The sequence below is a fragment of the Rhizobium sp. NLR8a genome (genome assembly GCF_019685235.1).
Classification (GTDB): domain Bacteria; phylum Pseudomonadota; class Alphaproteobacteria; order Rhizobiales; family Rhizobiaceae; genus Rhizobium.
The window spans coordinates 216675-238981 of the sequence record NZ_JABDWI010000007.1; the positions used below are offsets into that span (position 1 = coordinate 216675).

Consider the following 22307-nt stretch of genomic DNA (forward strand, 5'->3'; position numbering starts at 1 on the left):
TTTCGATGCCGATCAATATCACGATGCCCGCCCTCTCTCCGACCATGGAAGAAGGCAATCTTTCCAAGTGGCTGGTCAAGGAAGGCGACACGGTCAGGTCTGGCGATGTCATCGCCGAGATCGAGACCGACAAGGCGACGATGGAAGTCGAAGCCGTCGATGAAGGCACGGTTGCCAAGCTGGTCGTTCCGGCCGGCACCGAAGGCGTCAAGGTCAACGCGCTGATTGCGGTTCTCGCCGCTGACGGTGAGGATGTCGCCGCCGCCGCAAGCGGTGCCGGCTCCGCCGCGCCGGCCAAGGCTGAAGCCGCCCCCGCTCCGAAGGCAGAGGCTGCACCGGCGAAGGCTGAGTCCGCTCCGGCTGCCGCCGCTGCACCGGCATCGGTTTCGGCAGGCGGTAACCGCACCTTCTCTTCGCCGCTCGCCCGCCGTCTCGCCAAGGAAGCCGGTATCGATCTTTCCGCTGTCGCAGGCTCCGGCCCGCATGGGCGCGTCATCAAGAGCGATGTCGAAGCCGCCGTTGCCGGCGGTGGAGCCAAGGCTGCGCCGGCTCCGGCCGCTGCTGCTTCCGCTCCGCAGGCCGCTCCGGCCCCGGCCGCTGCAGCGCCGAAGGGCGCTTCCGAGGAAGCCGTGCTCAAGCTCTTCGAACCGGGTTCTTATGAGCTCGTGCCGCATGACGGCATGCGCAAGACGATCGCCCGGCGCCTGGTCGAATCCAAGCAGACGATCCCGCATTTCTACGTCAGCGTCGATTGCGAGCTCGATGCTCTGATGGCGCTGCGCGCTCAGCTGAACGATGCGGCCCCGCGCAAGGACAATGCCCCGGCCTACAAGCTCTCGGTCAACGACATGGTCATCAAGGCCATGGCGCTGGCGCTGCGCGATGTTCCGGATGCAAACGTCTCCTGGACCGACAGCAACATGGTCAAGCACAAGCACGCCGATGTCGGCGTCGCCGTCTCGATCCCCGGCGGCCTGATCACGCCGATCATCCGCAAGGCCGAGCAGAAGACGCTGTCCGTCATCTCTAACGAGATGCGCGATCTCGGCAAGCGGGCCAAGGACCGCAAGCTGAAGCCCGAGGAATACCAGGGCGGCACCAGCTCGGTCTCGAATATGGGCATGATGGGCGTCAAGAACTTCGCAGCCGTCGTCAACCCGCCGCACGCGACGATCCTCGCGGTCGGCGCCGGCGAGCAGCGGGTCGTCGTCAAGAACGGCGAAATGGCGATCGCCACGGTCATGAGCGTTACGCTGTCGACCGACCATCGCTGCGTCGACGGTGCGCTCGGCGCCGAGCTGCTCCAGGCCTTCAAGGGCTACATCGAAAACCCGATGGGCATGCTTGTCTGATAGCGAAGCGGAGGCGGAAATGACCAAGACCGTTCTTTGCTATGGCGACTCGCTGACCTGGGGTTATGACGCCGAGACGATCGGCCGTCATGAGTACAAGAATCGCTGGCCGAGCGTGCTTCAGGCAGCGCTCGGCAGCGAGGCGCGCGTCATCGCCGAAGGCCTGAACGGTCGCACGACCGCTTTCGACGATCACCTCGCCGATTGCGACCGCAACGGTGCGCGGGTTCTGCCGACGATCCTGCAGACACATGCGCCGCTCGATCTCGTCATCCTGCTGCTCGGCACCAACGACATGAAGCCGGTTGTTGCCGGTTCGGCCTTCGCCGCATGCCAAGGCATCAGCCGCCTCGTGCGGCTGATCCGCAATCATGCCTGGCCCTTCGAATTCGACGGGCCGGAGATCCTGATCGTGGCGCCGCCGGCGATCTGCGCGACGGGCAATGTGCCTTTCGCCGCCTCCTTTCCCGGCGGCATCGAGGAATCTGCCAAGCTCGCGACACTCTACCGTGACCTTGCCGACGAACTCGGCTGCGGCTTTTTCGACGGCAACTCCGTCGCCAAGACCACGCCGATCGACGGCATTCATCTCGATGCGGAGAACACGCGTGCGCTCGGGCGCGGCCTGGAATCGATCGTGCGGATGATGCTGGGGATCTGAGGATATGACCGCCTTCATCGCCCTGCGGCAGGCCTCACGGCGCGATGCCTCGGAGCTGGCGATCCTGGCGGATATCGCATCGCATGGGTTTGCCTCCTGGCTCTGGTTTGCCGATGTGGCGAATGGCGTCAGCGACACGCCGTTAGAGCGGGGGCGGCTGAAAATGAGTGAGGAGCAGGCTGTCGGCGGCTGGCGGGATGCTGTGATCGCCGAGGCTTATGGCGAGGTCGCCGGTGTGGCGATCGGCCATGCGCTCGATGAAGGCATAGGCGATATCGAGGCGACGATCCCGGCGACAGAGCCGATGCTCGCCTTGCAGAAGACGGTGGTGGGAAGCTGGTTCATCGGCAGTCTCGGCGTCTATCGCCATCTGCGCGGCATCGGCATCGGGCGCAGGCTGCTGGACGATCAGATCGAAAGGGCGGATTACCGCCCGGTCAGTCTCATCACCGCAAGTGATAACGAGGCGGCTCTGTCGCTTTATGGAAGAAACGGATTTCTGGAGGCTGCGCGTGCCGATGCCGTGCCGCTCTTCGAAAACAGCAAGAGACACGCGTGGGTGCTCATGACCCGCAGCGCAGCGTAACAAAAGGGCAGGAAACACATGGCTGAATCCTACGACGTCATCATCATTGGCTCCGGTCCGGGCGGCTATGTCGCCGCCATCCGCGCCAGCCAGCTCGGCCTCAAGACCGCGATCGTCGAGCGCGAGCATATGGGCGGCATCTGCCTGAACTGGGGCTGCATTCCGACAAAGGCGTTGCTGCGTTCGGCCGAGGTGCTCGATCATGCCAATCACTTCAAGGATTTCGGCCTCGTTCTCGAAGGCACGGTCAAGCCGGACGCCAAGGCCGTCGTCGGCCGCTCGCGCGCCGTTTCCGCCCGTCTGAATGCCGGCGTCGGCTTCCTGATGAAGAAGAACAAGATCGACATCATCTGGGGCGAAGCGAAGTTGACGAAGCCCGGCGAGATCGTCGTCGGCAAGTCGTCGAAGCCTGTTGTCGAGCCGCAGCATCCGCTGCCGAAGAACGTCAAGGGCGAGGGCACCTATACCGCCAAGCACATCATCATCGCGACCGGCGCCCGCCCGCGCGCGCTGCCCGGCATCGAGCCGGATGGCAAGCTGATCTGGACCTATTTCGAAGCGCTGAAGCCGGACGCGCTGCCGAAGTCGCTGATCGTCATGGGCTCGGGTGCGATCGGCATCGAATTCGCCAGCTTCTACCGCTCGATGGGCGTCGACGTCACGGTCGTCGAAGTCATGCCGACCATCATGCCGGTCGAGGATGCCGAAATCACCGCTATCGCCCGCAAGCAGCTGGAAAAGCGCGGCCTCAAGATCTTCACCAGTGCCAAGGTGACCAAGGTCGAGAAGGGTGCGGGAAGCATCACGGCGCATGTCGAGACGTCGGACGGCAAGGTGCAGCAGATCACCGCGGACCGGATGATTTCGGCTGTCGGCGTTCAGGGCAACATCGAGAACCTCGGCCTCGAGGCACTCGGCATCAAGACCGACCGCGGCTGCGTCGTCGCGGACGGTTACGGCAAGACCAATGTCGCCGGCATCTATGCGATCGGCGACGTCGCCGGCCCGCCGATGCTGGCGCACAAGGCCGAGCATGAAGGCGTCGTCTGCGTCGAAAAGATCGCCGGGCTGCCGAATGTTCATCCCACAGACAAGGGCAAGGTTCCCGGCTGCACCTATTGCAACCCGCAGGTCGCTTCCGTCGGTTTCACCGAAGCCAAGGCCAAGGAACTGGGCCGCGACATTCGCGTCGGCCGCTTCTCCTTCGCGGCGAACGGCAAGGCGATCGCGCTCGGCGAAGACCAGGGCATGGTGAAGGTGATCTTCGACAAGAAGACCGGCGAGCTGCTCGGCGCCCACATGGTCGGCGCCGAAGTTACCGAGCTCATCCAGGGCTTCGTCGTCGCCATGAACCTCGAAACGACCGAGGAAGAGCTGATGCATACGATCTTCCCGCATCCCACGGTTTCGGAAACCATGAAGGAAGCGGTGCTCGATGCCTATGGCCGTGTGCTGAACGCTTGAGAATTTCGGGGCCGCCCTTTTTTGCCGGAGCGGGAAGTCGCTCCGGTCGGGTGGAAAAAGCGAAAGGAAATCATCATGTCTATGGAGACGCAGGCGTTGCTGGTGTTTTTGCTGATCGGTCTGGTTGCGGGCTTCCTGGCAAGTCTGGTCGTCGGTGGCGGCGGCCTGATCAGATGCCTGCTGAGCGGCATCATCGGCGCCTTCGTCGGCGGTTATCTGTTCAGCGCGCTCGGCATTTCGCTGGGCATTGAAAACGCGCTGGTCGTGCAGATCATCCACGCCACGGTCGGCGCCATCATCGTGGTGCTGGTCGCAAGGGCGGTCGCGTAGCGCAGTTTGAGGTCAGGACAGGCATAGAAGGCGTGGGCTGGATTTCGGCAATCATCATCGGCGGACTTGCAGGCTGGCTCGCCGGCAAGCTGATGGATGCCCGATACGGGATTTTCCTGAACATTGTGCTCGGCATCGTCGGCTCGGTCGTCGCCACCGCCATCCTCGCCCAGTTTCACGTTCAGCTGGCCGGCGGACGGCTCGGCTATTTCGTGACGGGTTTCCTCGGCGCCTGCCTGCTGATATTCCTTGCGCGACTGGTGCGGCGCTAGATCGCGACGCGCTATAGAGACTGTGCCGCATAGGGCGGCGGAAAGCTGATACTGTAATGGTGACCATTCTCGACACGATCAATCCTGACGCCAAGCGCGTACGCCATCCGGAGAAGGCGCATAGGCCGGATACGGAAGTCATGCGCAAGCCGGACTGGATCCGCGTCAAGGCGCCGACCTCCAAGGGATATGCCGAGACCCGCGCTATCGTGAAGGAGCACAAGCTCGTCACCGTTTGCGAGGAGGCCGGCTGCCCGAATATCGGCGAGTGCTGGGACAAGAAGCACGCGACCTTCATGATCATGGGCGAGATCTGTACCCGCGCCTGCGCCTTCTGCAACGTCGCGACCGGCAAGCCGAACGCGCTCGACATGGCCGAGCCCGAGAACGTCGCCAAGGCCGTCAGGGAGATGGGCCTCAGCCACGTCGTCATCACCTCCGTCGACCGCGACGATCTCGAAGACGGCGGTGCCGAACATTTCGAAAAGGTGATCTGGGCGATCCGCGAGGCCTCGCCGGCAACGACGATCGAAATCCTCACGCCTGATTTTCTGAAGAAGCCGGGCGCCTTAGAGCGCGTCGTCGCCGCCAAGCCCGACGTCTTCAACCACAACATGGAAACGGTTGCCGGCAACTATCTGACGGTTCGCCCCGGCGCCCGTTATTTCCATTCCATCCGGCTCTTGCAGCGGGTGAAGGAACTCGATCCCGCCATGTTCACCAAGTCGGGCATCATGGTCGGCCTCGGCGAGGAGCGTAACGAAGTGCTGCAGCTGATGGACGACCTGCGCACCGCCGATGTCGACTTCCTGACGATCGGCCAGTACCTGCAGCCGACCCGCAAACACCACAAGGTCGAGAGCTTCGTCACCCCGGACGAGTTCAAATCCTACGAAACCGTCGCCTACAGCAAGGGCTTCCTGATGGTCGCCTCCAGCCCGCTGACCCGTTCTTCCCACCATGCCGGCGATGATTTTGCCCGGCTGAGAGCGGCGCGTGAGAAGAAGTTGTTGCTGGCGGCTGAGTAAGGTTTGGGTGCTGCCAAGCTCTCTCTCGTCATGCTCGGGCTTGTCCCGAGCATCTGCAACCGATCGATAGGGCAGCAGATCCTCGGCACAAGGCCGATGATGACGTCGAGTAGGATGGGGAGGTTAGGCAACAAACTGACTGCGGTGGATTTTGCCAAGGTTTTCTTTGGGCAACCAATGAATATCATATCCGGATTGAAATCGACGCTGGCCGATGCCGATCGCATCCTGGTGATCGGTTGCCCTGGCAGCGGAAAGAGCACGCTTGCAAGGGGGCTCTCGCGAAAGCTCGATCTTCGCTACATTTCCATGGACCGCGACTTCTACTGGCTGCCGGGCTGGAGAAAGAGGCCGCGCGACGAGATTGACCGTCTTATCGCCGATGCCGTGACGGAAGAGCGCTGGATCATGGATGGAACCGGCCTCAATTCCTTCCATCTCCGGCTGCCGCGCGCCGAGGCCGTGATTTGGCTTCGTCCGTCAAGATATGCGTGTCTGTTTGGCGCCGTCTCAAGAACGTTTCGTTATTTTCGGCGTAACCGTCCCGAACTGCCGGCCGGCTGTCCTGAGCGCATCTCGCTGGATGCGCTTGCCTATATCTGGAATTTCGAGCGGGACGCCGTGCCACTGATCGAAGCCGCACTTCGGGATTATGTCGCCGGAAGCGCCGAACGCGGCCTTGGCAACCAGGTTCTTCAGCTAAAATCCCGCCGCCAGATGCGCGAACTCCTTGATCTTCTGGGCGCGCCCGCTTAAGTGCCGCCTATGCCGCAGTTCGAAACGCACCGATCCGTACCGCATACGCCCGACCAGATGTTCGATCTCGTTGCCGATGTCGAGCGTTATCCCGAATTCCTGCCGCTCTGCGAAGCGCTTTCCGTCAGGAGCCGCAAGGAGCGCGACGGCAAGATCCTGCTCCTGGCCGACATGACGGTTGGTTATAAGGCGATCCGCGAGACCTTCACGACCCAGGTGTTGTTGAACCGAGCCGAACACGTCATCGAAGTCAAATATATCGATGGTCCGTTCAAACATCTGGACAACCGGTGGCATTTCGCCGAGACCCCGGCCGGCGGCTGCACGATCAATTTTTTCATCGACTACGAGTTCAAGAGCCGCATTCTGGGCGCGCTGATGGGTTCGATGTTCGACCGCGCCTTCCGCATGTTCACCGAAGCCTTCGAGACAAGAGCGGACAGGATCTACGCCACGGTGTGACGGACGATCGCAGCCGCGTCAGTCGACGAGCAGCGAATGCACCATCTCCAGCGCCGTCTTGACCGTGGCCAGCCGCACCGCGCTGCGGCCGATATCGCCGTAAAGCATTTTTCGATGAATCAGTGCGCCGGTGCGCGATCTGGCGGCGAGATGCACGAGCCCGACCGGTTTTTCCGCCGACCCGCCGCCGGGGCCGGCAATGCCCGTGACGGCGACGGCAATCGTGGCGCGCGAGCGGAAGAGGGCGCCATGCGCCATCTGCCGGGCGGTCTCTTCGGAGACCGCACCGAAACGAAGCAATGTTTGTTCCTGCACCCCGAGCAGCTCGACTTTGGCTGCATTCGTATAGGTGACGAATCCCCGGTCGACGACGGCGGATGAACCGGATATCTCCGTCAGTGCCCCGGCGATCAGCCCGCCGGTGCAGGATTCGGCGGTCGAGACCATCTGCCCCGACGCGGTGAAATCGCGGATGATCGCCTCAGCCGCCGAAATTATATCCGGGGGGAAAAGGCTCATCATTTCCTCCCGCGATAGACGACGGTCGCCGTGGCGATCGCCGCAATGCCTTCGCGCCGGCCGACGAAGCCGATCGTCTCGTTGGTCGTCGCCTTGACCGAGCAGCGTTCGAGATCGATGCCGAGATATTCCGACAGTCTTGCCCGCATGGCCTCGCGATACGGGCCGACCTTCGGCGCCTCGGCGATCAGCGACACGTCGGCATTCATGATCGTGCCGCCGCGCTCGCGTACGATCCGGGCGGCATGCTCGATGAAGATCTTCGAGGCCGCGCCCTTCCATTGCGGGTCGGACGGCGGGAAGTGATCGCCGATATCGCCGGCGCCGCAGGTGGCGAGCAGGGCGTCGGTCAGCGCATGCAGCGCGACGTCGGCGTCGGAATGGCCTTTGAGCTTCTGATCATGCGGAATGAACACGCCGCAGAGCGTCACACCATCGCCCGGCTCGAGCTGGTGCACGTCATAGCCGTTGCCGGTGCGCACGTCCGGAAGCAGCGAGGCCGAGAGTTTGTCGTCGGCCATAGCGATATCGCGCTTGACCGTCAGCTTGACGTTGTCGGGCGTGCCCGCGACGATCGTCACCGGAATGCCCGCCCATTCGGCGATCGAGGCGTCGTCGGTGAAATCGCTTCGCCCGCTGGCCGCCGCCTTCTCATGCGCGCCGAGGATGGTTTCGAAGGCGAAGGATTGCGGTGTCTGCGCCGCGTAGAGATGCTCGCGCGAGACCGTCGTCAGCACGGTGCCGGCGCTGTCGGCGCGTTTCAGCGTATCGGTGACCGGCATGGCCGGCAGCACCGCCTGCGCGCCGTCGCCGAGGCGCTCGGCAATGCGGCCGAGAAGCCCATGGTCGAAGAAGGGCCGCACCGCATCGTGGATCAGCACATGGCTGACATTCTTGTCCTTGAGATATCGAAGGCCGGCAAGCACGGATTGCTGTCTGGTCGCGCCGCCATGCACCGTTTCGATCGGTGTCGCCGAGACGACGTGGCACAGCGCCGTCGCAAACAGCGCCTCGTCATCGGGATGAATGACGACGACGATCTCAGCTGCCGGCTCCCATGTCATGAAGTTTTCAAGCGTATGCGCGATAACCGGCTTGCCGCCGATCATGCGATATTGCTTGGGGCCTTCCGTGGAGGATCCGGCGCGCTCGCCGCGGCCGGCGGCGACGATGACAATCCCAGCCGATATTGGTTGCTTGGACGGCATTTGCAGCATAAATCCCCTAAATTATGCGGAATTGACCGGAGTGCTCTAACCCCTTGCTTTGGCCTTTTCCAGCATCTGCCCGAAAAATATCGATTCCGATCCGAGCCCCCTTGGCAAAGGCATCGATCTGTGGCTAAAAATAATGCAGTTCCATGGTGTGCCTGAAAGATAATCATTTGATTTGCAAGAATCTCGCAGCGCCTTTCCGAATCGGACCCGTTTCCGTGCGGAACCGCGTTGTGCTGGCGCCGATGTCCGGCGTCACGGATATGCCCTTCCGTGAGCTTGCCTGGCGCTTCGGTGCCGGCCTCGTCGTCACCGAGATGGTGGCGAGCCGCGAGCTGGTCAACGACACCGCCGAATCCTGGTCGCGGCTGAAGGCTGCTGGCTTCCGGCCGCATATGGTGCAGCTCGCCGGGCGCGACGCGCATTGGATGGCGGAAGCGGCGAAAATCGCTGCCGATCATGGCGCCGATATCATCGACGTCAATATGGGTTGTCCGGCAAAGAAGGTGATCGGCGGCTATTCCGGCTCGGCGCTGATGCGCGATCCCGATCACGCGCTCAGCCTGATCGAGGCGACGGTCAAGGCCGTCGACATTCCGGTGACGCTGAAGATGCGCCTCGGCTGGGACGAGAATTCCATCAACGCGCCCGACATTGCGCGCCGCGCCGAGGCGGCCGGCATCCAGCTCGTGACCATTCATGGCCGCACCCGCATGCAGTTTTACGAAGGCCGCGCCGATTGGGAAGCGATCGGCGCTGTCCGCCAGGTCATCTCCATTCCGCTGATCGCCAATGGCGACGTCGAGACCGCCGACGACGCGCAGGAAATCCTGCGCCGGTCCGGCGCCGATGCCGTCATGATCGGCCGGGGCTGCCAGGGCAGGCCGTGGCATGCCGGCGTGCTCGCCGGAGTGGCGGAGCCGCGACGCCAAGAGATTGCCGATATCGCCGTCGAACATTACCGGATGATGCTCGACTTCTACGGCGAGGCGGTGGCGATCCGCCATGCCCGCAAGCATCTCGGCTGGTATCTCGAGCGTTTTGCTCCCGCGCTTGCCGGTGGCGAGAAGGCAGACATCATGACCTCGCGTGACCCGCGTGAGGTAGCCGGGCGCCTTTATGACGCGCTGGCTGCAGGTGCGCTCGATAGCCGGGAGGCGGCATGAACAAGGATATGACCTCTCCGCCCGACTACGCCGGCGGAACCGTTGCCATGGCCGTGCTGAACGCCATCCAGAACCCGGTCGTCATGGTCGACGAATCCGGTTTCGTCGCCTTCGCCAATTGGGAGGCGGAGGCCTTTTTCGGTGCCAGCGCCTCGCATCTGGCGCGATACCGGATCTCGACCTTCATTCCCTTCGGCAGTCCGCTGCTCGCCCTGATCGACCAGGTGCGTGAGCGCAAGGCGCCGGTGAACGAATACCGCGTCGATCTGAGTTCGCCGCGCCTCGGCCAGGACAAGCTCGTCGATCTCTATGTCGCCCCGGTGCTGAGCGAGCCCGGCGCCGTCGTCATCGTCTTTCAGGAACGCTCGATGGCCGACAAGATCGACCGGCAGCTGACGCACCGCGCCGCCGCCCGCTCGGTGACCGGGCTTGCCTCGATGCTGGCCCATGAGATCAAGAACCCGCTCTCCGGCATCCGCGGCGCCGCCCAGCTGCTCGAACAATCCGTCATCGACGACGACCGGGCACTGACCCGGCTGATCTGCGACGAGACCGATCGCATCGTCTCGCTGGTCGACCGCATGGAGGTCTTTTCCGACGAACGCCCGGTCGACCGCATGCCGGTCAACATCCATTCCGTGCTCGATCACGTGAAGGCGGTCGCCAAGGCGGGGTTTGCCCGCAATATCCGCATCACCGAGAGTTACGACCCGTCGCTGCCGGCGGTCTATGCCAATCGCGACCAGCTCGTTCAGGTCTTCCTCAACCTGGTGAAGAACGCCGCCGAAGCGGTCGGCGATCGGCCGGATGGCGAGATCATGCTGACGACCGCCTATCGTCCTGGCATCCGTCTTTCGGTCGCCGGCACCCGCGAAAAGATCTCGCTGCCGCTGGAATTCTGCGTCCACGACAATGGCCCCGGCGTTCCTGCCGACCTGCTGCCGCATCTCTTCGATCCCTTCATCACCACCAAGACGAATGGCAGCGGCCTCGGCCTGGCGCTGGTCGCCAAGATCATCGGCGATCACGGCGGCATCATCGAATGCGACAGCCAGAACAGCCGCACGACTTTCCGCGTTCTCATGCCGGCGTCGAAGGACGCCTCGCTCGAGGATGCTTCTTCCGCAAGCTCGACAGGACCTTCTCGATGACAGCCACGATCCTCGTTGCAGATGATGATGCCGCCATCCGCACCGTGCTCAACCAGGCTTTGAGCCGCGCCGGTTATGACGTTCGCATCACCTCCAACGCCGCAACGCTGTGGCGCTGGATCTCGGCGGGTGAGGGCGATCTTGTCGTCACAGACGTGGTGATGCCGGACGAGAACGCCTTCGACCTGTTGCCGCGCATCAAGAAGGCCCGTCCGGATCTGCCTGTCCTCGTCATGAGCGCCCAGAACACCTTCATGACCGCCATCAAGGCCTCCGAGAAAGGCGCTTACGACTATCTGCCGAAGCCCTTCGACCTGACAGAACTCATCGGCATCATCGGCCGGGCGCTCGCCGAGCCGAAGCGCAAGCCCGCCAAGCTCGAAGAGGATATGCAGGACGGCATGCCGCTGGTCGGCCGCTCGGCGGCGATGCAGGAAATCTACCGTGTGCTCGCCCGGCTGATGCAGACCGACCTGACGCTGATGATCACCGGCGAATCCGGCACCGGCAAGGAGCTCGTCGCCCGCGCATTGCACGATTACGGCAAGCGCCGCAACGGCCCCTTCGTGGCGATCAACATGGCGGCGATCCCGCGCGACCTGATCGAATCGGAACTCTTCGGCCACGAGAAGGGCGCCTTCACCGGCGCGCAGACGCGCTCGACCGGCCGCTTCGAACAGGCCGAAGGCGGCACGCTGTTTCTCGACGAAATCGGCGACATGCCGATGGACGCCCAGACCAGGCTTCTGCGCGTGCTGCAGCAGGGCGAATACACCACCGTCGGCGGCCGTACGCCGATCCGCACCGATGTGCGCATCGTCGCCGCCACCAACAAGGATCTGAAGCAGGCGATTAATCAGGGCCTGTTCCGCGAGGATCTCTACTATCGCCTCAATGTCGTGCCGCTGCGCCTGCCGCCGTTGCGCGACCGCGCCGAGGACATTCCCGATCTCGTGCGCCATTTCATTCAGCAGGCCGAGAAGGAAGGGCTCGGCTCCAAACGCTTCGATCAGGAAGCGCTGGAGCTGATGAAGGCCTATGCCTGGCCGGGCAATGTGCGTGAGCTGGAAAATCTCATCCGCCGGCTGATGGCGCTTTATCCGCAGGATGTCATCACCCGCGAGATCATCGATGCCGAGCTGCGCTCCGACGTGCCCGACAGCCCGATCGACAAGGGGCCGATCCGCAGTGGCTCGATGACGATCGCCCAGGCGGTCGAGGAGAACATGCGCACCTATTTTGCGAGCTTCGGCGACAACCTGCCGCCGCCGGGCCTCTATGATCGCGTGCTGACCGAATTGGAATATCCGCTGATACTCGCTGCGCTCACGGCAACGCGCGGCAATCAGATCAAGGCGGCCGACCTGCTCGGCCTCAACCGCAACACCTTGCGCAAGAAGATCAGGGAACTCGGCGTCTCTGTTTACAGAAGCTCCCGCACCGCCTGAAAAAAAGGCGGTGGGCTCCTCGTTTGCCCACCGCCACTCCTCCCCAGTATCCGCCGCCACGGTCGGGAACAAAACCTAATCTATCCAAGCTCGGTCGCGGTTTGTATCTGCGCCGGCAAACAAAATCGCAGTGTCATTCAATGGTCACATAGTATTTGTGAGCTATTATTTGCCGTGTACCAAATGTCATTGAAGTTGCTGCGGTCATCGGCGCCGGGCCTGTGGATAAGCTGTGGATAACTGGTGGATGGCATGGCTCGATCAACGGGCGAGAGCATTCCCAAATCCGCTCGCATGTTGCCTATCTGTTCCGCATCTCGTCATCTGCCGCTGCTGCTGTCGACTTCCGCCGCAATTGTCGTCGCCCGCATGCCATGGGCGCTCCGGCTGATGCCGTGGAGCGCCCTTTTCTTTACGGTCGGGCTGACCAGAGCCGCGGCATCGTGTTTCAGGCGGCCAATTTAGCGGGCTGCGCCTCGTATATCCGCGCGGACGCCATAGATTAGACCGATCGGTCGCCGATCGATCGTGCGATGCCGACCTCGGTTAACGGTCGGCGCATTTTCTAACCTGCGGGAGCTGCGTGATGGAATATCGTCGTTTGGGAAAATCGGGCCTGAAGGTGAGCGAGTTCTCCTTCGGCTCATGGGTCACTTTCGGCAAGCAGGTGAATGGCGGCGACGCTGTCGACCTCATGCGGCTTGCCTATGATAACGGGGTGAACTTCTTCGACAATGCCGAAGGCTATGAAAGCGGCAAGTCGGAGATCGTCATGGGCGAAGCGCTCAAGTCACTGGGCTGGAGCCGAGACAGCTTCATCGTCTCGAGCAAGGTCTTCTGGGGAGGTGAGAGGCCGACGCAGCGCGGCCTGTCGCGCAAGCATGTGACCGATGCCTGCCATGCGGCGCTGAAGCGGCTTCAGGTCGATTACCTCGATCTCTATTTCTGCCACCGCCCTGATATCGACACGCCGGTCGAGGAAACGGTCCGGGCCATGCACGATCTCGTCGCCCAGGGCAAGGTGCTCTACTGGGGAACGTCCGAATGGTCTGCCCAGCAACTGACCGAAGCCTATGCCGTTGCCCGCGACCTGCGCATCACGCCGCCCACCATGGAGCAGCCGCAGTACAACATCTTCGAGCGCCAGAAGGTCGAGGCCGATTATCTCCCGCTCTACGAACTGCTCGGCCTTGGCACTACGATCTGGTCGCCGCTCGCCTCCGGCGTCCTGACCGGCAAATACAATAACGGCGTGCCCGCCGACAGCCGCATGAATCTGCCCGGCTACGAATGGCTGAAGGAAAAATGGTCGAGCGATGCCGGCCGCGCTCAGCTCCGACAAGTCGGCGAACTCGCAAAACTCGCGGACGAGATCGGTTTATCGATTACCCATCTCGCGCTTTTGTGGTGCCTCGCCAATCGCAACGTCTCGACCGTCATTCTCGGCGCCTCGCGCGCCAGCCAGCTGCAGGATAATCTCGCGGCCCTTTCGCACAGGCACAAGCTGACCGCTGATGTGTTGGAGCGCATTGATGCGATTGCCGGAAACAAACCGGAAGAACCGCGTCGCTTTTAAACAGTCGCCAAAACTGTGAGGCTGCGGGCGCTTCGCCTTGACAACATGACGAGGCGCGTTGCATTTTCGCCACAATGCGTTGCTTAAAGGTCACGCAAGGGTTTTGGACATTTCGCTCCCGATCGAGTCGTTCCGACGCTGGCTCTCCTGAGCCGGCGTTGTTTGGTTTCGATCGGTTGGCGGGACGGCGGATGCCGTCTGAAGAGAGGCCGAATGACGCAGGATGGGGTAGCGCCGGCGGCGGCGGCCGAGGCGGTGACGACGGTGACCGATCGCCGCGCGCTTTTCGCCGTGCCCGGCCTCGTGCTCGCAGGCGGCGCGCTGCTCTGCGCCACGATCACACTCTTCATACTGCTTGGCCTGACGCCGATCGCGCCGACCTCGCATGTCGTCATCACCTCGGTGATCGTCAATTCCTTCTTCGTCCTGACACTGCTGGCGCTGATCGCCCGCGAGGTGGCAAGGCTGCTCAAGGCGCGCACCCGGGGCAGGGCGGCTGCGCGCCTGCACATTCGTATCGTCGTGCTCTTCTCGATCGTCGCGATCACGCCGGCGATCCTCGTCGCGATCTTCGCCAGCATTACGCTGAATGCCGGCCTCGATCGCTGGTTTGCGCTGCGCACCCAGTCGATCGTCAGCTCGTCGCGCAATATCGGCCAGGCCTATATGATGGAGAACGCCAGCTACCTGCAGGGGCAGACGGTGTCCATGGCCAACGACCTGGAGCGCAACCGCGCCCTTTACAGCCTCGACAGGACGGGCTTTGCCGAACTGATGACGCGCCAGGCAAGGGGCCGCGGCCTGCTCGGCGCCTTCCTTGTCGAAAGCGACGGTTCGGTGGTCGTCCAGGCCGATATCGCCACGGAAAAACCGTTGCCGGCCATTCCGCAGGATGCGCTGGAAAAGGCGGCGGCCGGCCAGCCGACGCTGATCCCGCCCGGAGTCACCAACCTCGTCGGCGCCATCATCAAGCTCGATGCCATCCAGGGCACGTTTCTCTATACGGTGCGGGCCGTCGATCCCAAGGTCATGGGCGCCATGCGCATGATGGAGGAAAACGCCACCGAATACCGCTCGATGGAGGCCAACCGCTTCTCGCTGCAGATCGCCTTCGCCGTGCTCTACATCGGCTTCGCGCTGATCGTGCTGCTTGCGGCGATCTGGACGGCAATTGCGGTCGCCGACCGCATCGTGCGGCCGATCCGGCTGCTGATCACCGCGGCTGACAGCGTTGCATCGGGCAATATGGATATTGTCGTGCCGGTGCATGCCGTCGATGGCGACGTCGCCAATCTGTCGCGCACCTTCAACAAGATGATCTCGGAAATCCGCACCCAGCGCGACGAGATCCTCGAAGCCAAGGACGAGGTCGACGATCGTCGTCGCTTCATCGAAGCGGTGCTGTCGGGCGTGACCGCCGCCGTCATCGGCGTCGAACAGGATCGCCGCATCGCCATCGTCAACAGTTCGGCCGAGACGCTGATGTCGCTGTCGGCCGACGAGATGCTCGGCAAGCAGCTCGCCGACATTGCGCCCGAGGTCGATCAGGTGCTGACCGAGGCGGCGGTGCGTCATCGCGGCGATTTCCGCAAGCAGATCGCGCTCGTGCGCGGCGGCACGGTGAGAACACTGAGCGTGCAGGTCACCCGCGAGGAAGTGCGCGACATGAGCGAATCCTACGTGATCACGCTCGACGATATCACCGATCTCGTCATCGCCCAGCGCTCGACTGCCTGGGGTGACGTGGCAAGGCGCATTGCCCATGAGATCAAGAATCCGCTGACGCCGATCCAGCTGTCCGCCGAGCGCATCCAGCGCCGCTACGGCAAGCAGATCAACCAGGACGACCGCACCGTCTTCGATCAGTGCACGGATACGATCATTCGCCAGGTCGGTGATATCGGCCGCATGGTCGACGAATTTTCCGCTTTCGCCCGCATGCCCAAGCCGACCAAGGAGCCGAGCGACCTGCGCGATATCCTGCGCGACGCGATCTTCCTCCGCGAGATGGGCAATCATCACGTCACCTTCCTCTCGGAGTTCGGCGATAAGCCGCTAGAGGGCCTGTTCGACAGTCGCATGCTCGGCCAGGCGTTCGGCAATCTTATCAAGAATGCCGTGGAATCGCTGGAAGCCGTTCCGAGTGACGAACGGGACGAGCGCAAGGTTCTCGTGCGCGCCGCGCTCGATGTGGCCCGCGACCGTTTCACCGTCGACGTGATCGACAATGGTCGCGGTCTGCCGGTGGAAAACCGCCACAGCATTCTGGAACCCTATATGACGATGCGCGAGAAGGGCACCGGCCTCGGCCTCGCCATCGTCAAGAAGATCATCGAGGAACATGGCGGGCAGCTCGAGCTGCACGATGCGCCCGCCGATTTTGACCGGGGAAGAGGGGCCATGATCCGCGTGCATCTGCCACGCCTGGAGCCAGCGCCCGCCGCTCCCGCAGCCAATGACAAGGAAAGCGCTTATGGCCTCTGATATTCTCGTCGTCGATGACGAGCACGATATTCGCGAGATCGTTTCCGGCATTCTCTCCGACGAAGGTCATGAGACACGCACGGCCCATGACAGCGACAGCGCACTGGCGGCGATTTCCGATCGCGTGCCGCGGCTGATCTTCCTCGATATCTGGATGCAGGGCAGCAAGCTCGACGGCCTGTCGCTGCTGGATGAGATCAAGACCCGTCATCCCGATCTCCCCGTCGTGATGATCTCCGGCCACGGCAACATCGAAACCGCGGTCTCGGCGATCAAGCGCGGCGCGTTCGATTTCATCGAAAAGCCCTTCAAGGCCGACCGGCTGATTTTGATCGCCGAGCGCGCGCTGGAAAATTCCAAGCTCAAGCGCGAGGTTTCCGAGCTGAAACGGCGCACCGGCGACGCCTTGGAACTGATCGGCACTTCGGTCGCCGTCTCGCAGCTGCGCCAGACGATCGAGAAGGTGGCGCCGACCAACAGCCGCATCATGATTCTCGGCGCGTCCGGCTCCGGCAAGGAGCTGGTAGCGCGGATGATCCACAAGAAGTCGGCCCGTGCCAACGGCCCCTTCGTGGCGCTCAACGCCGCCAATATCACGCCCGATCGCATGGAAGTGGCGCTCTTCGGCACCGAGGGAACGCCGGGCCAGGCGCGCAAGATCGGCGCACTCGAGGAGGCCCATCGCGGCATCCTCTATCTCGACGAGGTCGGCGAGATGCCGCGCGAGACGCAGAACAAGATCCTGCGTGTGCTGGTCGATCAGCAGTTCGAGCGGGTCGGCGGATCCAAGCGCGTCAAGGTCGATGTCCGCATCATTTCCTCGACGGCCTATAATCTCGAAAGCCGCATCGCCGAAGGCTGGTTCCGCGAGGATCTCTATCATCGCCTGGCCGTCGTGCCGGTGCGCGTGCCGCAGCTTGCCGAGCGCCGCGAGGATATTCCCTTCCTCGTCGACCAGCTGATGCGCCAGATATCGGAACAGGCCGGCATCCGTCCGCGCCGCATCGGTGATGACGCCATGGCGGTGCTGCAGGCGCATGACTGGCCGGGCAATATCCGCCAGCTGCGCAACAACATCGAGCGGCTGATGATCCTTGCCCGCACCGACGGCCCGGATACGCCGATCACCGCGGACATGTTGCCGACCGATCTCGGCGACATGCTGCCCAAGGTTTCGGCCAAGAACGATTATCACATCATGACGCTGCCGCTGCGCGAAGCCCGCGAGATGTTCGAGAAGGATTATCTGATCGCCCAGATCAATCGCTTCGGCGGCAATATCTCGCGCACCGCCGAGTTCGTCGGCATGGAGCGCTCGGCGCTGCACCGCAAGCTGAAGTCGCTCGGCGTCTGATCATACCGGCGCGGCAACGCCGCGCCCGGTCTCTCTCACATCTCGAAGACCAGGTTTCCCATGCCGAGAATCGCCTATGTGAACGGCCGCTACGTCAAGCATTCCGATGCCAGCGTGCATATCGAGGACCGCGGCTATCAGTTCGCCGACGGGGTCTACGAAGTGTGCGAGGTGCGTCACGGCTATATCGTCGATCTCACCCGCCATCTGAACCGTCTCGACCGTTCGCTCGGGGAGCTCAGCATCGCCTGGCCGATGAGTCGGGCCGCGCTGACGCAGGTTATTCGCGAGACGCTGCGCCGCAATCATGTGCGCAACGGGCTTTTCTACCTGCAGGTGACGCGCGGCGTCGCTCGCCGCGACCATGTCTTCCCAGCCGAGGGTACGCCGCCCTCGCTTGTGATCACCGCCAAGAGCACCGACCCGAAGATCATCGCGGCCAAGAACGCCAACGGCATCAAGGCGATCACCGTCACCGACAACCGTTGGGACCGCGTCGACATCAAATCCGTCGGCCTGCTGCCCAATGCCATGGCCCGCCAGCAGGCCAAGGAAGCCGGTGCCCAGGAGGCGATCTATGTCGATGGCGACGGCATGGTGAAGGAAGGGGCGGCGACCAATGTCTGGATGGTCGATTCGGGTGGAACGCTGGTGACGCGGCCGGCCGAACACGGCATCCTGCGCGGCATCACCCGCACCACATTGTTCGACGTGGCCGCCAGGCTGGGCTTGAAAATCGCCGAGCGGAATTTCTCCGTTTCCGAAATGCTCGCAGCCCGCGAGGTCTTCCTGACGGCAGCGACAAGTATCTGTTTTCCGGTCGTTTCCGTCGATGGCCTGCCGATCGCCAACGGCCATCCCGGCAGCATCTCGCAGAAAGTCCGCGAAGCCTTTTTCGACGTTGCGGAAAAGATTGCGATTTGATACCAAGATTTGCTGGACCGGTGGAATGAGGGTGCTGCCGGTCTCGCATGGAGAGGTTGATTGATATTCTACCGGCCAACTCGGGTCGGCAATAAAGAAAGAAGCGGCGCGATGGCGGAACGTTCTCAGAATCTGCAGGACTTATTTCTCAATACTGTTCGCAAGCAAAAGATTTCCCTGACAATCTTTTTGATCAACGGCGTGAAACTCACGGGTGTTGTTACCTCTTTCGACAATTTCTGTGTTCTTCTTCGCCGTGACGGCCACTCGCAGCTGGTGTATAAGCATGCGATCTCGACGATCATGCCGGGTCAGCCGATGCAGATGTTCGAGAGCGAAGAAGCCGCGTCCTAACAGGATCAGCCGTCATTTCGACACGCGATACCAAGAACGATTCGATCATCCCTGAGGCCGCCAAGCACAGGGACGACATGCGCGCGACTGTCGTCGTGCCGGTTCTGAAATCGCGCAGCCGCGGCGGCCAGACGGAATCGGCCTCGACCCGCACGCCGGAAAGCCGGCTCGAAGAAGCGACGGGCCTTGCCCAGGCGATCGACCTCGACGTCGTCAACGGTTCGATCGTGCCGGTCAATGATCCGAGACCGGCGACCCTGCTCGGCACCGGCAAGATCGAGGAGATCAAGGCGCTGCTCGACGAGCGCGATTCCGGTCTCGTCATCGTCGATCATCCGCTGACCCCGGTGCAGCAGCGCAATCTCGAAAAAGAATGGAACGCCAAGGTCATCGACCGGACCGGCCTAATTCTTGAAATTTTCGGCCGCCGTGCCTCCACCAAGGAAGGCACGCTGCAGGTCGATCTCGCCCATCTGAACTATCAGAAGGGCCGACTGGTGCGCAGCTGGACCCACCTTGAACGCCAGCGCGGCGGCGGCGGCTTCATGGGCGGCCCCGGCGAAACCCAGATCGAAGCCGACCGGCGGCTCTTGCAGGACCGCATCATCAAGCTCGAACGCGAGCTGGAACAGGTCGTGCGCACCCGCCAGCTCCATCGCGCCAAGCGCCGCAAGGTGCCGCATCCGATCGTCGCGCTCGTCGGCTACACCAATGCCGGCAAATCGACCCTGTTCAACCGCATCACCGGTGCCGGCGTGCTGGCCGAAGACATGCTCTTTGCCACGCTCGACCCCACGCTTCGTCGCATGAAGCTGCCGCATGGCCGCACCGTCATCCTGTCCGACACCGTCGGCTTCATCTCCGACCTGCCGACCCACCTCGTCGCCGCCTTCCGTGCCACCTTGGAAGAGGTGTTGGAAGCCGACCTCATCCTGCATGTCCGCGACATGTCCGATCCAGACAACCAGGCGCAGAGCTCCGATGTGATGCGCATCCTCGGCGACCTCGGCATTGATGAGGCCGAAGCGGAGAAGCGGCTGATCGAGGTCTGGAACAAGATCGACCGGCTGGAGCCTGAGGTCCACGACACTATGGTGCAGAGGGCGGCGGGCGCCAGCAACGTTGTCGCCGTCTCGGCCGTCAGCGGCGAGGGCGTCGATACGCTGATGGACGAGATCAGCCGCAGGCTTTCCGGCGTGATGACCGAAACGACGATCCGCCTTCCCGTCGACAAGCTGGCGCTGCTGCCCTGGCTCTACGACCACGCGATCGTCGACGGCCGCGAGGACAATGAGGACGGCTCGATCACGCTCGATCTGCGCTTGTCGGAAACCGAGGCGGCCGAACTCGAGCGCCGCATCGGCAATGGGCCGAAGGCTTCGAAGGAAGATTGGGAGCGGTAAGGCGGCTTTTTCCTTCTCGGCCAGGGGGCCGAAGGACGGGTCGAGACCCGCGGCTCGATCCCGGTCAGTGGCCCGAAGGGGTCGGATGAGGGGGACACACGGCAGAACATCCATGTTGCCCTTCGCTTGCGCTCAGTGCCTCGCTCCTATTGTCGCTCGCTCCCTCATCTGCCTGCCGGCATCTTCTCCCCGCTGGGGAGAAGAGTCTCGTGGCAATGCGTTAGCTCCTCAGGCCGGCTAGTTTGGCGAGAAGCCAACCTCAGTCTCCGTCATCCTCGGCCTCGAGCCGAGGATCCATGCCACTGGCGCTGGTGGATGAGGTGTGGATGCTCGGCTCAAGGCCGAGCATGACGGAGGGTGGGGCTGCCGTCACAGCCCTCTCGATCGCCTTCGCCGCCTGCCAGATTTCCTCCATTCGCTCCAGCGTCGCGCCTTCAAGCGTCTCGCCTTCCGCTTCAAGAACATGCTCTATATAGCTGAATCGGCGTCTGAATTTCGTGTTCGTTCCGCGTAGTGCCTGTTCCGGATCAGCCTTCACATGTCGGCCGATATTGACGACCGCGAAGATCAGATCGCCGAGTTCGTCGCTGACCTTGGCGCGGTCGCCATCGCGAAGTGCCACTCTGAGTTCGCCGATCTCCTCCTCGATCTTGTCGAGGATCGGCTCGGGCGCTGACCAGTCGAAGCCGACCTTGGCGGCGCGTTCCTGCAGCTTCAGCGCCTCGGTCAGCGCTGGAAAACTGCGCTGCACAGAGCCCAGGAAGCCGCCTTTGAAATCCTCGGTGATCCCGCGCCTGGCCCGGCGCTCGGCGCGCTCGCGCTTTTCAGCCTGCTTGATCTCGTCCCATTGGATCTTCATCGCGTCGGGTGTGTCCGCTTCCGAGCGGGCGAAGACATGCGGGTGGCGACGGATCATCTTGGTGGTGATGGCGTTGACCACGTCGCCGAAGGAGAATTCGCCGGCCTCCTCGGCCATGCGGGCGTGAAAGACGACCTGTAGAAGCAGGTCACCGAGTTCATCACAGAGATCGTCCATATCGCCGCGCTCGATCGCGTCGGAGACTTCATAGGCTTCTTCGATCGTGTAGGGCTTGATCGTCTGGAAATTCTGCTCGATGTCCCAGGGGCAGCCGGTTTCGGGATGACGCAGCGCCGCCATGATCTCGATCAGCCGTGAAATGTCTTTGGAAGGTTCCATGGTGCCTCAATTAAGCGGAATGTCGTTGGCGCTCTTCGACGACTGGTAGGTGGAAGACAGCGCGTCGTAGCGCGCCTTGATGCGGGCGGTCTGCGCCTTCAGCGCCGTTTTCCGAGAAACTTCCTCGGTCTCGACCAGATCGGCGATGGCAAAACTGTTCCAGAAGGCGTTCTGCCTGCGATAGCCGCCGGGTTCAAGCCCGAAGACCTCCTTCAGGATCTTCAGATCATGCGGAATGGCGAAGGCGTCGCGGGAATCCTCGTGGCTGAAGAAATAGTAGAAATTGTCGAAGCCGGCCCAGGTGATCGCCGACATGCACATGGTGCAGGGTTCGTGCGTCGACAGGAAGATCAGGTCCTTGGTCGCCGGCTTGTCGCCAAGCTCGTAGAAGCGCTTCAGCGTATGCACCTCGCCATGCCAAAGCGGATTGTCGAGCTCGTTATTGGTCTCGGCGACGACCAGCGACAGATCGGATTTGCGCAGGATCGCTGCGCCGAACACCTTGTTGCCCAAGGAGACGCCGCGTTCCGTCAGCGGCAGGATATCATCCTCGATAACCGAAAGAAGGCGGGCGGCAATGGTCTTGTCGGGCATTGATGGTCTCC

22 protein-coding genes and 1 pseudogene are annotated in these 22307 nt (G+C 62.6%); 19 read left to right on the forward strand and 4 right to left on the reverse strand.

The window, feature by feature from the left end; all coding sequences use genetic code 11:
- Positions 1-5 precede the first annotated feature (5 nt).
- The 9 genes from HJC04_RS15370 (at position 6) to HJC04_RS15410 (ending at position 6911) form a co-directional block, all read left to right on the forward strand.
- The gene (locus tag HJC04_RS15370) at positions 6-1352 is read left to right on the forward strand and encodes a pyruvate dehydrogenase complex dihydrolipoamide acetyltransferase (RefSeq protein WP_210631499.1); all 1347 of its coding nucleotides are present in this window, start codon (positions 6-8) and stop codon (positions 1350-1352) included.
- A gap of 19 nt (positions 1353-1371) precedes the next feature.
- Positions 1372-2013 (forward strand): SGNH/GDSL hydrolase family protein, encoded by a 642-nt coding sequence (locus HJC04_RS15375; RefSeq protein ID WP_012483686.1) that lies wholly within the window; start codon positions 1372-1374, stop codon positions 2011-2013.
- A gap of 4 nt (positions 2014-2017) precedes the next feature.
- Complete coding sequence (locus tag HJC04_RS15380; protein ID WP_210631498.1) at positions 2018-2599, forward strand: GNAT family N-acetyltransferase; 582 nt, start codon at positions 2018-2020, stop codon at positions 2597-2599.
- Between the two features lie 18 nt (positions 2600-2617).
- Positions 2618-4063 carry a dihydrolipoyl dehydrogenase gene (lpdA, locus tag HJC04_RS15385; RefSeq protein ID WP_210631497.1) on the forward strand — a complete coding sequence of 482 codons (1446 nt, stop codon included), beginning with the start codon at positions 2618-2620 and terminating at the stop codon, positions 4061-4063.
- A gap of 75 nt (positions 4064-4138) precedes the next feature.
- Positions 4139-4393 carry a GlsB/YeaQ/YmgE family stress response membrane protein gene (locus HJC04_RS15390; RefSeq protein WP_011425215.1) on the forward strand — a complete coding sequence of 85 codons (255 nt, stop codon included), beginning with the start codon at positions 4139-4141 and terminating at the stop codon, positions 4391-4393.
- A 23-nt stretch (positions 4394-4416) separates the two neighbouring features.
- Positions 4417-4665, forward strand: coding sequence for a GlsB/YeaQ/YmgE family stress response membrane protein (locus HJC04_RS15395; protein ID WP_088683956.1), 249 nt, complete (start codon positions 4417-4419; stop codon positions 4663-4665).
- A 56-nt stretch (positions 4666-4721) separates the two neighbouring features.
- The gene (gene lipA / locus HJC04_RS15400) at positions 4722-5693 is read left to right on the forward strand and encodes a lipoyl synthase (RefSeq protein ID WP_221146565.1); all 972 of its coding nucleotides are present in this window, start codon (positions 4722-4724) and stop codon (positions 5691-5693) included.
- Positions 5694-5870: 177 nt separating this feature from the next.
- Complete coding sequence (locus tag HJC04_RS15405; RefSeq protein WP_210631495.1) at positions 5871-6449, forward strand: AAA family ATPase; 579 nt, start codon at positions 5871-5873, stop codon at positions 6447-6449.
- 9 nt (positions 6450-6458) lie between these two features.
- Complete coding sequence (locus HJC04_RS15410) at positions 6459-6911, forward strand: type II toxin-antitoxin system RatA family toxin (RefSeq protein ID WP_221146566.1); 453 nt, start codon at positions 6459-6461, stop codon at positions 6909-6911.
- Between the two features lie 18 nt (positions 6912-6929).
- Here HJC04_RS15410 and HJC04_RS15415 read toward each other — a convergent pair whose 3' ends face one another.
- Positions 6930-7433, reverse strand: a complete 504-nt coding sequence (locus tag HJC04_RS15415; RefSeq protein ID WP_221146567.1) for a CinA family protein — start codon at positions 7431-7433, stop codon at positions 6930-6932.
- Complete coding sequence (locus HJC04_RS15420) at positions 7430-8647, reverse strand: bifunctional 2-C-methyl-D-erythritol 4-phosphate cytidylyltransferase/2-C-methyl-D-erythritol 2,4-cyclodiphosphate synthase (protein ID WP_221146568.1); 1218 nt, start codon at positions 8645-8647, stop codon at positions 7430-7432. Before HJC04_RS15420 ends, HJC04_RS15415 begins: the two co-directional genes overlap by 4 nt.
- A 143-nt stretch (positions 8648-8790) precedes the next feature.
- Between HJC04_RS15420 and dusB the strand changes: the two genes are divergently transcribed.
- The 10 genes from dusB to hflX all read left to right on the forward strand — a co-directional run bounded on the left by dusB (position 8791) and on the right by hflX (position 20504).
- Positions 8791-9810, forward strand: coding sequence for a tRNA dihydrouridine synthase DusB (gene dusB / locus HJC04_RS15425; RefSeq protein ID WP_221146569.1), 1020 nt, complete (start codon positions 8791-8793; stop codon positions 9808-9810).
- On the forward strand, positions 9807-10961 hold the full coding sequence (locus HJC04_RS15430; protein ID WP_210631490.1) for a nitrogen regulation protein NR(II): 1155 nt from the start codon (positions 9807-9809) through the stop codon (positions 10959-10961). Before dusB ends, HJC04_RS15430 begins: the two co-directional genes overlap by 4 nt.
- Positions 10958-12409 (forward strand): nitrogen regulation protein NR(I), encoded by a 1452-nt coding sequence (gene ntrC, locus HJC04_RS15435; protein ID WP_210631489.1) that lies wholly within the window; start codon positions 10958-10960, stop codon positions 12407-12409. Before HJC04_RS15430 ends, ntrC begins: the two co-directional genes overlap by 4 nt.
- Before the next feature lie 221 nt (positions 12410-12630).
- Positions 12631-12915: a hypothetical protein gene (locus HJC04_RS15440; protein WP_221146570.1), complete on the forward strand. Its 285-nt coding sequence runs from the start codon at positions 12631-12633 to the stop codon at positions 12913-12915.
- Between the two features lie 80 nt (positions 12916-12995).
- Complete coding sequence (locus HJC04_RS15445) at positions 12996-13985, forward strand: aldo/keto reductase (RefSeq protein WP_221146571.1); 990 nt, start codon at positions 12996-12998, stop codon at positions 13983-13985.
- A 213-nt stretch (positions 13986-14198) separates the two neighbouring features.
- Entirely contained in the window at positions 14199-16469 is a 2271-nt protein-coding gene (locus HJC04_RS15450) for a PAS domain-containing sensor histidine kinase (RefSeq protein ID WP_221146572.1), read from the forward strand.
- On the forward strand, positions 16459-17823 hold the full coding sequence (locus HJC04_RS15455) for a sigma-54 dependent transcriptional regulator (RefSeq protein WP_210631486.1): 1365 nt from the start codon (positions 16459-16461) through the stop codon (positions 17821-17823). The genes HJC04_RS15450 and HJC04_RS15455 overlap by 11 nt, the downstream gene beginning before the upstream one ends.
- A 60-nt stretch (positions 17824-17883) precedes the next feature.
- A complete protein-coding gene (locus HJC04_RS15460; protein ID WP_221122848.1) occupies positions 17884-18747 on the forward strand; it encodes a D-amino-acid transaminase in 864 nt (287 codons plus the stop codon).
- A gap of 111 nt (positions 18748-18858) precedes the next feature.
- Positions 18859-19101 carry an RNA chaperone Hfq gene (gene hfq, locus HJC04_RS15465; protein ID WP_003539403.1) on the forward strand — a complete coding sequence of 81 codons (243 nt, stop codon included), beginning with the start codon at positions 18859-18861 and terminating at the stop codon, positions 19099-19101.
- Between the two features lie 77 nt (positions 19102-19178).
- Entirely contained in the window at positions 19179-20504 is a 1326-nt protein-coding gene (gene hflX / locus HJC04_RS15470) for a GTPase HflX (protein ID WP_221122849.1), read from the forward strand.
- A gap of 364 nt (positions 20505-20868) precedes the next feature.
- Here hflX and mazG read toward each other — a convergent pair.
- Both mazG and HJC04_RS15480 read right to left on the reverse strand, forming a co-directional pair.
- Positions 20869-21702: pseudogene (gene mazG / locus HJC04_RS15475) on the reverse strand (nucleoside triphosphate pyrophosphohydrolase); the annotation flags it as partial.
- A gap of 6 nt (positions 21703-21708) precedes the next feature.
- The gene (locus tag HJC04_RS15480; RefSeq protein ID WP_210631483.1) at positions 21709-22296 is read right to left on the reverse strand and encodes a deaminase; all 588 of its coding nucleotides are present in this window, start codon (positions 22294-22296) and stop codon (positions 21709-21711) included.
- Positions 22297-22307: the final 11 nt, after the last annotated feature.

What these genes read in the sequence shown, in the direction of transcription:
- HJC04_RS15460 (WP_221122848.1), top strand. Translation starts at nt 17,884, where the DNA reads ATGCCGAGAATCGCCTATGTGAACGGCCGCTACGTCAAGCATTCCGAT.
- HJC04_RS15430 (WP_210631490.1), top strand. Translation starts at nt 9,807, where the DNA reads ATGAACAAGGATATGACCTCTCCGCCCGACTACGCCGGCGGAACCGTT.
- HJC04_RS15450 (WP_221146572.1), top strand. Translation starts at nt 14,199, where the DNA reads ATGACGCAGGATGGGGTAGCGCCGGCGGCGGCGGCCGAGGCGGTGACG.
- HJC04_RS15390 (WP_011425215.1), top strand. Translation starts at nt 4,139, where the DNA reads ATGTCTATGGAGACGCAGGCGTTGCTGGTGTTTTTGCTGATCGGTCTG.
- ntrC (WP_210631489.1), top strand. Translation starts at nt 10,958, where the DNA reads ATGACAGCCACGATCCTCGTTGCAGATGATGATGCCGCCATCCGCACC.
- hfq (WP_003539403.1), top strand. Translation starts at nt 18,859, where the DNA reads ATGGCGGAACGTTCTCAGAATCTGCAGGACTTATTTCTCAATACTGTT.
- HJC04_RS15480 (WP_210631483.1), bottom strand. Translation starts at nt 22,296, where the DNA reads ATGCCCGACAAGACCATTGCCGCCCGCCTTCTTTCGGTTATCGAGGAT.
- lpdA (WP_210631497.1), top strand. Translation starts at nt 2,618, where the DNA reads ATGGCTGAATCCTACGACGTCATCATCATTGGCTCCGGTCCGGGCGGC.
- HJC04_RS15420 (WP_221146568.1), bottom strand. Translation starts at nt 8,647, where the DNA reads ATGCTGCAAATGCCGTCCAAGCAACCAATATCGGCTGGGATTGTCATC.
- HJC04_RS15415 (WP_221146567.1), bottom strand. Translation starts at nt 7,433, where the DNA reads ATGATGAGCCTTTTCCCCCCGGATATAATTTCGGCGGCTGAGGCGATC.
- HJC04_RS15445 (WP_221146571.1), top strand. Translation starts at nt 12,996, where the DNA reads ATGGAATATCGTCGTTTGGGAAAATCGGGCCTGAAGGTGAGCGAGTTC.
- hflX (WP_221122849.1), top strand. Translation starts at nt 19,179, where the DNA reads ATGCGCGCGACTGTCGTCGTGCCGGTTCTGAAATCGCGCAGCCGCGGC.
- HJC04_RS15405 (WP_210631495.1), top strand. Translation starts at nt 5,871, where the DNA reads ATGAATATCATATCCGGATTGAAATCGACGCTGGCCGATGCCGATCGC.
- lipA (WP_221146565.1), top strand. Translation starts at nt 4,722, where the DNA reads ATGGTGACCATTCTCGACACGATCAATCCTGACGCCAAGCGCGTACGC.
- HJC04_RS15455 (WP_210631486.1), top strand. Translation starts at nt 16,459, where the DNA reads ATGGCCTCTGATATTCTCGTCGTCGATGACGAGCACGATATTCGCGAG.
- HJC04_RS15380 (WP_210631498.1), top strand. Translation starts at nt 2,018, where the DNA reads ATGACCGCCTTCATCGCCCTGCGGCAGGCCTCACGGCGCGATGCCTCG.
- HJC04_RS15410 (WP_221146566.1), top strand. Translation starts at nt 6,459, where the DNA reads ATGCCGCAGTTCGAAACGCACCGATCCGTACCGCATACGCCCGACCAG.
- HJC04_RS15370 (WP_210631499.1), top strand. Translation starts at nt 6, where the DNA reads ATGCCGATCAATATCACGATGCCCGCCCTCTCTCCGACCATGGAAGAA.
- HJC04_RS15375 (WP_012483686.1), top strand. Translation starts at nt 1,372, where the DNA reads ATGACCAAGACCGTTCTTTGCTATGGCGACTCGCTGACCTGGGGTTAT.
- dusB (WP_221146569.1), top strand. Translation starts at nt 8,791, where the DNA reads ATGGTGTGCCTGAAAGATAATCATTTGATTTGCAAGAATCTCGCAGCG.